This is a genomic window from Accumulibacter sp., from assembly GCF_036625275.1.
Taxonomy (GTDB): Bacteria; Pseudomonadota; Gammaproteobacteria; order Burkholderiales; family Rhodocyclaceae; genus Accumulibacter.
On record NZ_JAZKUD010000116.1, the window covers coordinates 1 to 10,454 of the forward strand.

A 10,454-nucleotide genomic window follows, 5' to 3' on the forward strand; every position below is an offset into this window, starting at 1 on the left:
GGAGGAGGTTTGTCCAAACTCTGGTCATGGCTCAATTAAGGACGAAGAAGGCGATGGCAAAGCTGATACTTAGCATGGATGGTCTGGTCCTCAAGGAAATCCCTCTGCGCAAGGAGCACATGAGCATTGGCCGCAAGGCACACAACGACATCCAGATCGACAACATGGCGATCAGTGGTGAGCATGCAGCGGTGGTGACCATCCTCAACGATTCCTTCCTGGAGGATTTGAACAGCACCAACGGAACCCTTGTCAATGGTCAGCCGATCAAGAAACATTTCCTGAAGGACGGCGACGTCATCGAGTTTGGCAAGTACAAGATGAAGTATCTTGTCGAAGCCGTTGCCTCGGGAGAGACCTCCGAGTACGACAAGAGCACGCCGTTCCGCTCCGAACCCCTGCAGGTGGTTTACGGCGACCGGGATGCAATGACTGCCAGCGCGCCACAGGGTAGCGCCACGGCGCCCACCCTGCCGGGTGCAGCCATCCAGTTGCTCAGTGGTTCCAACGCCGGCCACCAGTTGCAACTGACCAAGACGCTGACGACACTCGGCAGGCGTGGTCAGGTGGCGGTGATTGCCCGACGACCACAGGGTTACTTCCTTACCCACGTCGAAGGATCGGACTTCCCGCTGTTGAATGGCCAGGTTGTTGACGCTCAGGCTCGACGTCTGGAAAACCACGATGTAATCGAGATTGCTGGCGTGAAGATGGAATTCTTCCTGAAGAACTGATGGGAAATCGTCTTCTGGTCAGGCGAGGCAGTCATTGGTCTTGGGCTCTGGCGACAATGGACAGCAGCGGACAGCATCGAAATCCGGTGGAACCAGCATGAAAGTCAGGATTCTGGGCTGTAGCGGCGGCATTGGCGGGCGCCATCTGCGAACCACATCCATGCTCGTCGATGATGACATCCTGATTGACGCGGGGACGGGTGTCGCTGACCTGTCGCTTGCCGAACTGGCAACCATCGACCACGTTTTCCTGACCCACTCCCACCTCGACCACATTGCGTCGTTGCCCTTGCTGATCGATTCGGTCAGCGACATGCGTTCGAGACCGGTCACCGTTCATGCCACGGCTGCGACGCTTGAAATCATTGCCAGGCACATTTTCAACTGGTCCATCTGGCCGGATTTCAGCGCCATACCGAGCCGTGAGCAGGCGCTCATGCAGTACCGGACAATCGCTCTGGGACAGTCGGTTCGGCTGGGTCAGCGAGCGATCACGGTGCTTCCTGCAGAACACACGGTGCCAGCCGTTGGCTATCAGCTCGACTCGGGTGCCGCCAGCCTGGTTTTTACCGGCGACACGACGGTCAACGCTGCCTTCTGGCCGGTGATCAATCGGATAGCGAATCTTCGTTACCTGCTGATCGAAACGGCTTTCCCGAACTCTGAGCGGAGGCTTGCCGAGATCTCGAAGCACCTGTGCCCGAGCCTGTTGGCGGAAGAGTTGAAGCAACTGAAGGTCGATGCCGAGATCTACATCAGTCATCTGAAACCCAGCCAGATCGAGCTGACAATGTCCGAAATCGAGGCCTGCGCCGCCGATTTCAGGCCGCGCCGGCTGTACAACAATCAGGTCTTCGACTTCTGATCAGGACCATGGCAAGCACCCGGCCAATCGACAGCAATCTGGGCGACATGAGCCGGCGCCTGGGCTTCTTCAAGAATCTCCAGCGCGTCACCAACAAGATCCACGCCACCAGCAATGCTGACGAAATCATCCTCGAGATGTCGGAGGATATCTGCGAGCTCTTTCACTGTGATCGCCTGACCATCTACCTTGTCAGCGACGACCGGCAGAACATCGTCTCCAAGCTGAAGACTGGGCTGGCTTCGCACAAGGACATCAAGCTGCCGATTTCCGAGCAAAGCATTGCCGGCTATGTCGCGGTGTCCGCCAAGGCAGTCAACATCCGTGACGTCTACGATGATCTCGAATTGGCGAAGCATAGCCCGCACCTGTGCTTCCTGAAGGACATCGACCAGCGTACCGGCTATCGTTCCCGGCAGATGCTGGTGGCACCGATTGTCAACGAGCAGAACAGCGAGCTGCTAGGCGTTGTACAACTGATCAACAATCGGTCGGATACCCCCTTTCCGGCCGTCGCCGAGGAGGGCATCCAGGCTCTGGCGCAGACCCTGGCCGTGGCTTTTGCGCAGCGTCAGAAGGCGCCCCTCCCCGGGCTGAAAACGAAATACGATGCCCTGGTCAGCGATGCCATCCTCTCGGCTGCCGAACTCGACCTGGCACAGCGCTCGGCACGGCGAAAGAATATCGATCTCGAAGAAGTGCTGATGGAGGAATTTCAGGTCAAACTGCCAGCGATCGGTGCCGCGCTGTCAAAGTTCTTTGCTGTTCCCTATGAGCCCTTCCTGCCGAACCGCATCAGGCCGATGGAGCTGTTGAAGCATCTCAAGCGGGATTACGCAGAGGCAAATCATTGGCTGCCGGTTGAGGAGAGCACCGACGGCCTGGTGGTCGTGACCATCGACCCGGAGCGGATCAGGGGCTCTCGGACGGTCAACAACATCTTTCCGAAGAGCCGGATAGCCTATCGCGTCACGACCCACCAGGATTTCCTGCAACTGATCAACCAGTTCTTCGGCGACCTGTCGAAAATGGATTCTGTCGGCGACCTATTGTCCGGGCTCGACGACGATGAAGCGAGCGATGTGCCCGGCAGCAGTGCCGAGGTACTCAGTGCTGCCGCGGACAACGAGCTCGTTCGCCTGGTGAACAAGATCATCGTCGAGGCCTATCAGAAGGGCGCGTCGGATATCCACATCGAGCCACGGCCTGGCAAGGAAAAGACGGTCATCCGCTTCCGGCGGGACGGTGCCCTGGCACCGTACATCGAAATTCCGCCATCCTACCGAAGTGCCCTGATCGCGCGTCTCAAGATCATGTCCGATCTCGATATTTCGGAGAAACGCCGGCCGCAGGATGGCAAGATCAGGTTCAAGCGTTGGGGGCCGTTGGACATCGAGCTGCGGGTGGCGACAATCCCGACCGCCGGCGGCATGGAGGACGTCGTGCTACGCATCCTCGCCGCCGGCGAACCGATCCCGCTCGCGGATCTCGGTGTCACGGAGCACAACCTCGAGCGACTGAAGACACTCATCGCCAGGCCCTACGGGCTATTCTTCGTCTGCGGACCGACCGGATCGGGAAAAACGACTACCCTGCATTCCATCCTCAGCTACATCAACCGGCCGGAAACCAAGATCTGGACCGCCGAGGACCCGGTCGAAATCACCCAGAAGGGCCTGCGTCAGGTGCAGGTCAACAAGAAGGCCGGGCTCGACTTCGCTACCGTGATGCGCGCCTTCCTGCGCGCCGACCCCGACGTGATCATGGTCGGTGAAATGCGCGACCGGGAAACCGTGTCGATCGGCATCGAAGCCTCACTCACCGGCCACCTGGTTTTTGCGACCCTGCATACCAACAGCGCTCCCGAGTCGATCAATCGCCTGCTCGACATGGGCATGGACCCCTTCAATTTTGCCGACGCGCTCCTCGGCATTCTTGCCCAGCGGCTTGCCAGGCGCCTATGCCCATCGTGCAAGGAGGCTTACCAGCCGACGTCAGACGAAATCCGACACCTGCTTTCCGAGTATTCCGCCGAAATGGCCCATACTCAGGAATGGCAGGCGGACCCGCAGGCTGCTACCGAGCGCGTGCACCAGGAATGGCTGGCAAGGCACGCTCGGGGTGGCAGGTTCACACTCTATCGAGCACACGGCTGTGATGCCTGTGCCGGCAGTGGCTACAAGGGACGTGTCGGCCTGCACGAACTGCTGAGTGGTACCGATGTGGTCAAGCAGCAGATCCAGGAGCGCGCGCGCGTCGCTGAACTGCTCGCCACGGCGCTCAACGAGGGCATGCGTACACTCAAGATGGACGGCATCGAGAAAATCCTGTCCGGCATCACCGACCTGAAGCAGGTACGCGCGGTCTGTGTCAAGTAGGTGGGTTCATGCCGGCGGCGGCCCATCGGGCAGCCAATCGTCGCCTGGAACCTCCTCCTTCTGCAAGATCATGGACAAGCGTCAGACAAGCAGCAATGCCCCGGACCGGTTCCGGCGGTGGCACGAAAACTGCTCTGAGATGCGGAGGATTACCCATCGCATCGGCCGGAAGGACTGACATCGCATGAACAGGGAGGAAAAAGGTTTCACGCTGATCGAGCTGATGATCGTGGTCGCGATCATCGGCATTCTGGCGGCGATTGCGATCCCGCAGTTCACCGACTATACGAAGAAGGGTGAAGACAAGGCGGCGCAAAGCGATGCGCGGAGCCTGCTGATAGCGGCCACCGCCGCCAGCTACAACGACTAGCCTTGGCCAGTAGCCACCATGCCACCATTGCGGCTCGCCCCGGTGCCATTTGGGAATCTTCTCTTGTGGCAGGAAGCGCTGGTCAGGCGGACAGCCGGGCAACGTGTGCTGACGTTTTTTGTCAGTCGGGTGACGCCAATGGGCGGCGATGACCGGTGGCGAGGCCTGAAAAGGGTGCTTTCCACCGGGTTAACAGCCTGGCATGGAAACTGCTGTATGTAACGCAACGGATTGTCCGTTGAACCTACCGCAAGGAGCTGACCACCATGAAGAAGCTGCAAAAAGGTTTTACCCTGATCGAGCTGATGATCGTTGTGGCGATCATCGGTATTCTGGCCGCCATCGCCATCCCGCAGTTCTCCGACTACACCAAGAAGGGTGAGGACAAGGCGGCACAGTCCGATGCGCGCAACCTGCTGACGAGTGCCGTTGGCAACTCGAACCCATGAACCATCCATGATTCAATTCCCCTTTCTTTTTGGAGATCTCGCATGAAAAATATCATTCTGGGTTCGGTGTTGGCCGTCGCAGCGATTACGTCTTTTTCGGCCAATGCGGATCCGATCTGTAGCGGTGTGGCGTTAGCCGGCAACGGCGCAACAGTCACGGGTAATACCAGTGGCGGTAGCTTTGTCAGGACGGCCTTTGTGCCGAAATGCTCGGCCAATGTTTTCCTGGAAGGCATAGATGGTGGTGCGGCGAACCCGACCCTTTACCGGGTGGGCTCGGCGTCCGCCAAGGGCAAGACCCGGTTCAACGGTTCGACCGTCGGTGGTGCGGTGGCTCCAGTAAGTACGGCGGACCCCAAGTGCCCCGCCACCCCTTGTACCGCTCAAGATGCGGCCGATGCGGCAGGGTTAGCACCGAGTTCCTGAACCGCTCCTATCTTTCCTGTCTTGTGTGAAAGCGGGCGCACCGCAGGCTGCGCCCTTTTTTTTGACTGGTAGTCATGCTCGAGTTCGCCCTCTCCGGACTACGTTCGGGTTTGCGGGGAAGAAGCTTCCACGCCGTTTTCTTCCTTGGCGTTCTGACGATCGGCATCGCCTATCTTTCGGGTTTTTTCTCCCCGCGGCAGCCGCAGACCGTCGCGCTCGACGTTGGCTTCTCGGGAATCCGTTTTTCCCTCGTCCTGCTCAACCTGTTCTGGGTTCAGGAACTGGTCGCCCGCGAGATCGATCGCCGGGTGATCCTTTTTTCGCTGGCCTATCCGGTCTCGCGCGCTGCCTTCCTGGCCGGGCGCTTTGCGGCCGTGTTGCTCCTCTCGCTGCTGGCGGCAACCGTTCTTGGACTGCTGCTGCTGCTCGCCGTGTTGATGGCGGGGGGAAGCTACAGCCAGGAGTTCCCTCTGGCGCTGGGGCTGCCCTTCTGGACCGCCGTCGTCGGCCTGGCGCTCGACGCGGCCGTGGTGGCCGCCTTTGCCTTGTGCATCGCCGCGCTGTCCACCGTTTCGGTGCTGCCACTCGCCCTGGGAGCCGCTTTTGCGGTGGCCGGCAAGGCGCTTGGGGCGACCATCGACTACCTGGCGAGAGGCGCCGACGGTAACGAGGAATTGCTTGCCAGCTATGGTCCCGTCGTTGACCGGATCCGCTGGCTGCTGCCGGATCTCTCGCGTCTGGACTGGCGGGAATGGTCGATGTATCAGTTGGCGCCCGGCACCGAGATGGTCTTCTGGTCTGTGGCCATGGCGGTTGGCTACATCGTCCTGCTCGTGGTTGCTGCGAGCCTGCTGTTCTCGCTGCGGGAGTTCTCCTGATGCGGCGTTCGCTGAGCGTCATGACGCTGTCCCTGGGTGTGCTGTCGCTGCTCGTCTATGGTTTCGCCCAGCACCGTCTGTCCGGCTTGACGAGAGCGACGGCGGCGCCGGAACTGCTGATTTCCTTGCCGCGCTTTGCGCAGGTCCTGATGGCGGGCGGCGATCGCTACCTGGCGGCCAATCTGGCGGGATTTCGCGTGCTGGTCGCCGACACCGGCCGCATGCGTGCCGAGGACTACGCGGTGCAGGCGAAGCTGCAGCGCGATATTGCGTGGTTCAACCCGGTGCACGAAGACAATTACTACATTGGCGCGGCGATCCTGCCGTGGAATGGCGAACTGGATGCGGCACAATACGTCCTGCGGCGGGCATCGGACGCGCGAACTTTCGATTGGTATCCGCTATTCCATTACGGATTTCTCTTCTATCATTTTCGCAAGGACCCGGCGACAGGGGCCCAGTGGCTTCTCAAGGGCGTCCCGCGGGTCAGCAATCAGCAGGACGCGTGGGCGTTGCAGAATGTCGCCGCCGCCTGGATCGAGAAGGGCTACCAGACTGCCAATGCAGCCACAATGGTCGGCGCGATGGCGGAACACTCGCCGCCGGGGGCTTTCCGCAAATACCTGCAGGTCCGGGCCAATCGTCTGCGTGACTTGGCGGCGCTGCAGGACGCAGCGACGCTTTTTCAGGCCAGGCAGGGCAGAAGCGCGAAGAAGCTGGAGGAACTGGTGAGCGCCGGCTTGATCGCCGAACTACCGACAGACCCGCTGGGCTTTGGCTTCGGCCTCGATGCGGCCGGTCGGCCAATCCTGAATTCAGGCGCGGCGGGCACGCAATGAGCGTTCCCGCGATCGCCATTGACGGTCTTGAAAAGCATTACCGGAAGCGATGGCGGTCGGCGCCGGTGGTCGCCCTTGGCGGCGTTTCTCTGGCCGTCGAGCCCGGCGAAGCCTTTGGTTTCATCGGTGCCAACGGCGCCGGCAAGACAACGACGATCAAGATCCTGATGGGGCTGATTGAAGCGACGAGCGGGAGTGCCCGCCTGTTCGGGACTGCCGTAACCGAGCCGATTGCCCGCCTGGGCCTCGGCTATGTTCCCGAAAACCCCTATCTGTACGACTATCTGACGCCGCTCGAACTGCTCACGATGAGTATGCGGCTGCATCGGGTCAGGGTGACTGCCCAGGAGGCTCACTGTCTCGACTGGCTCGAGCGACTCGGTCTGGCGCAGGTCGGGCGCAAGACAATTCGCTCTTTCTCGAAGGGCATGACGCAGCGTGTGGCTATTGCCCAGGCGCTGTGCATCAATCCGCGCCTTCTGATTCTAGACGAGCCACTGTCCGGCCTTGACCCGATTGGTCGGCGGGATGTGGTCGATATCCTTTCCGAATACAAGCGCGGCGGCGGGACACTTTTCCTGACGTCGCACGTGCTGCACGACGTCGAAAGGCTCGCCGACCGCTTCGGGCTGATTCATGAAGGGCTGTTGCGAGCGGTTCGATCGCCGGCCGAACTCACGGGTGAGCAGGAGATGGTGCTGGTGCGCACCTTTGGCCAGGTCGCGGTGGCCGGGATGCGCGAGGATTTTTCGGGGCGCTGGATTGGCGAAGTACCACGCGCCGAGCTGTGGGCGCGTCTCGACGCCCTGCATCATGCCGGGCATGTCCTGGTGGAAGTGCGCCCCAGCCTGTCCCTGGAGGTGGCCTTCATGCGTGCCGTTGGACAGCACTGAAACGGCAATACCGCGAAACAGGCCGTTGGTCGGGTCCGCGTCAGGTAAGCCACAGGCCAGGATCCGACATGCAGGGCAAGAAAATATCGGTTCAGCCTGCGCTGATCCGACCGACACGAATGCTGCAAGAATACTGACGAGCTCGCTGAGACGATGAAGACAACCCGGAAAAAGTCGCACACGGCAGTTCCCCGGCGTGTTCCGCTGGATGCGGACTGCCTGGCGCTGATGCGCCTGGTCGAGGCCGGCAGGCATGTCGATGTGGAAGCGGCGGCCCGCCGCGTTCTTGGCGCTCGACCGACGCAGTCGCTGGCCCTGAAGGCGCTTGGCTTTGCCCTGATCGGGCAGGGGCGTTACGAAGATGCCTTGCCGATCGTCAGTCATTCGCTCGAGCGCTATCCGGAAGACCCGGAGGCGCTGAACAATCTCGGGATCGTCCTGTCAGCGCTGATGCGCTGGGATGAATCGATCAAGTGCTTCGCCCGTTCGATCGAGATCAAGCCCGGCGATCCCGAGGTACTGAAGAACTACGGCCTCGCCTTGTCGAGAATGCACAAATACGACGAGGCGGTGCCCTTCTTGCTCAAGGCCATTGAGTGCCACCCGGGTGACTACGTCGATGCGATTGAACTGCTGGCCAATGTACTGCTCAACAGCAATCGCAATGACGAAGCCTGGGCCTGTCTCAACGAGCTGTGGAAGAACGACACCGACAATCCGGCCATTTTGTCCCAACTGCTTGCCGCCAGCCTCAAGCGATGCGACTGGACTGATCTGGGAGCGAGATTGCTTGCTCTCCGGTCCCTGACAGCGGACTATCGTTCGCTGACCAGCAACCCCTTCGTCATCCTGTCGTTTCCCGGCATTACTTCCGAAGAGCAGCGCAGCGTCGCGTCGAACTTCGCGCGCTGCGACATCCCAGCGAGCGTTCTCGATGCACCGGCCCTTGCCCTGGCCGTACGCAGGAAGGAGCCTGCTCGAGGCTCGCGGCTACGGATTGGCTACCTGTCGGCCGATTACCGCAACCATCCGGTTGGCCAGATCATGCCGCAGGTCATCGAGTTGCACGATCGCGCGCGGGTCGAGGTGTTCGGTTATTCACTGGGGGTCGATGATCAGAGCGACATACGGCAGCGCTTGCGCGCTGCCTTCGATGATTTTGTCGATCTGCGGGATTCCAGCGTGATCGAGACGGCCGAGCGCATTCGTGCCGACGAAGTCGATATCCTGATCGATCTTCACGGCTGGACTGCAGACGGGCGGCCGGAGGCACTGGCCCTGCGCTGTGCGCCGGTGCAGGTGAATTGGCTGGGCTATGCCGGGACTCTCGGGCACCCGAAACTCGCTGACTATCTTCTGGGGGATCCGGTCGTGACGCCCCTCTCGCAAGCACACTGCTATACGGAGACGCTCGCGCATTTGCCGAACTGCTATCTGCCGGCAGACAGCACGATCACCCTGGCGGATCCCCCGTCGCGCGGGGATGCCGGGCTGCCCGAGGAGGGTTTCGTTTTTTGTTCCTTCAACAACAGCTACAAGTTCAACCCGCAGGTTTTTGACATCTGGTGTCGGCTGCTGCGGGAGACAGGCGACAGCTGCCTGTGGTTGAGTCAGCCGGGAGGTACGGCTCACGATCGCCTGCGGAAGGAAGCCGAGAGCCGTGGCGTCGATCCGGCTCGGGTCATCTTCGCACCGCGAGTCGAGTCAAAGGCAGATCATCTGTCGCGCCTGCAACTGGCGGATCTGGCGCTCGACCCGTTTCCGTACAACTCGCACTCGACGGGAATCGATGTCTTGTGGGCAGGCGTTCCGATGGTTGCGCTACTTGGCGATACTTTCCCGGGACGCGTTGGCGCCAGCCTGCTGCATGCGGCAGGGCTCGACGAGCTGGTCGTCGGATCGACCGACGAGTACTACCGATTGGCCCTGGCGCTCGCACGTACCCCAGAGCGACTACGTCCGCTGCGGAGGCAGCTGGTCGAGCAGAGAAACCGCTGCCCGCTCTTCGATATGCCGCGCTTCGTTCGCTCGCTGGAGGAGGTGTATTTCCGGATGTGGGACAGCGCCCTGTCCGGTGCCGAGAGGGCTGCGCTCGTCTGAGCGCAGTCGGTACGGTCTCTTACCACCACGTCAGTGTGGTGCCTTGCCGGGATGTCAGGGTAATGCTCGGATCCGCCACGGAAAACCTGGAAACATCTTCGCGGGCTTTCTTCTGGGGGGCCCTGTTCGTTGTCGTGGTCGTGGCGATCGCGCCCAATCTGGCCTGGCTGGCGGTGCATAGTCCGCCAAGGAATCTGGTCGTCGAAATCCTCTTGCCGGCACTGGCGACCGTCGGGCTATTGCTGTCGCTTGCCGGCAGACTCTGGGTCGGTGTTCTGCTGCTGCTGCCCTGGGTGGTGCTGGCGCCCTTCGAGGCTTACTACATCCTGGATTTCGGCCGGCCCAGCGATACCCATCTGCTCGGCGTCATCGCCGACAGCGATGTCGCTGAAGCAAGCACCTTCCTGTCCGGGATCGCCGGCGGCCTCGCAGCGCTGAGCCTGGCGGGCGGCGCTCTGGCGGTATTTGCCTTGCAGCGCGCGCGGCGCTGGCGAATCACCTGGGTGGGGCGCACCCGCTGGT

At 61.1% G+C, this 10,454-nt stretch carries 11 protein-coding genes; all 11 read left to right on the forward strand.

From position 1 onward, the window contains the following. Positions 1 to 53: 53 nt before the first annotated feature. Positions 54 to 734 (forward strand): FHA domain-containing protein, encoded by a 681-nt coding sequence (locus V5B39_RS20245; RefSeq protein ID WP_332344643.1) that lies wholly within the window; start codon positions 54 to 56, stop codon positions 732 to 734. Positions 735 to 831: 97 nt separating this feature from the next. Further along, the gene (locus V5B39_RS20250; RefSeq protein ID WP_332344644.1) at positions 832 to 1,599 is read left to right on the forward strand and encodes a 3',5'-cyclic-nucleotide phosphodiesterase; all 768 of its coding nucleotides are present in this window, start codon (positions 832 to 834) and stop codon (positions 1,597 to 1,599) included. An 8-nt stretch (positions 1,600 to 1,607) separates the two neighbouring features. Beyond that, positions 1,608 to 3,977 carry a GspE/PulE family protein gene (locus V5B39_RS20255; protein ID WP_332344646.1) on the forward strand — a complete coding sequence of 790 codons (2,370 nt, stop codon included), beginning with the start codon at positions 1,608 to 1,610 and terminating at the stop codon, positions 3,975 to 3,977. 184 nt (positions 3,978 to 4,161) lie between these two features. Further along, a complete protein-coding gene (locus tag V5B39_RS20260; protein WP_332344647.1) occupies positions 4,162 to 4,347 on the forward strand; it encodes a prepilin-type N-terminal cleavage/methylation domain-containing protein in 186 nt (61 codons plus the stop codon). A 266-nt stretch (positions 4,348 to 4,613) separates the two neighbouring features. Continuing rightward, positions 4,614 to 4,796, forward strand: a complete 183-nt coding sequence (locus tag V5B39_RS20265) for a prepilin-type N-terminal cleavage/methylation domain-containing protein (RefSeq protein ID WP_332344648.1) — start codon at positions 4,614 to 4,616, stop codon at positions 4,794 to 4,796. 42 nt (positions 4,797 to 4,838) lie between these two features. Continuing rightward, a complete protein-coding gene (locus V5B39_RS20270; protein WP_332344649.1) occupies positions 4,839 to 5,222 on the forward strand; it encodes a hypothetical protein in 384 nt (127 codons plus the stop codon). A 74-nt stretch (positions 5,223 to 5,296) separates the two neighbouring features. Next, positions 5,297 to 6,100: a hypothetical protein gene (locus V5B39_RS20275; RefSeq protein WP_332344650.1), complete on the forward strand. Its 804-nt coding sequence runs from the start codon at positions 5,297 to 5,299 to the stop codon at positions 6,098 to 6,100. Further along, positions 6,100 to 6,939, forward strand: coding sequence for a hypothetical protein (locus V5B39_RS20280; RefSeq protein ID WP_332344651.1), 840 nt, complete (start codon positions 6,100 to 6,102; stop codon positions 6,937 to 6,939). Before V5B39_RS20275 ends, V5B39_RS20280 begins: the two co-directional genes overlap by 1 nt. Beyond that, positions 6,936 to 7,832: an ABC transporter ATP-binding protein gene (locus V5B39_RS20285; protein ID WP_332344652.1), complete on the forward strand. Its 897-nt coding sequence runs from the start codon at positions 6,936 to 6,938 to the stop codon at positions 7,830 to 7,832. Before V5B39_RS20280 ends, V5B39_RS20285 begins: the two co-directional genes overlap by 4 nt. 153 nt (positions 7,833 to 7,985) lie before the next feature. Next, complete coding sequence (locus tag V5B39_RS20290) at positions 7,986 to 9,932, forward strand: tetratricopeptide repeat protein (RefSeq protein ID WP_332344653.1); 1,947 nt, start codon at positions 7,986 to 7,988, stop codon at positions 9,930 to 9,932. A gap of 62 nt (positions 9,933 to 9,994) precedes the next feature. Then, the coding region (locus tag V5B39_RS20295) for a hypothetical protein (RefSeq protein WP_332344654.1) at positions 9,995 to 10,454 on the forward strand (460 nt) is incomplete at its 3' end.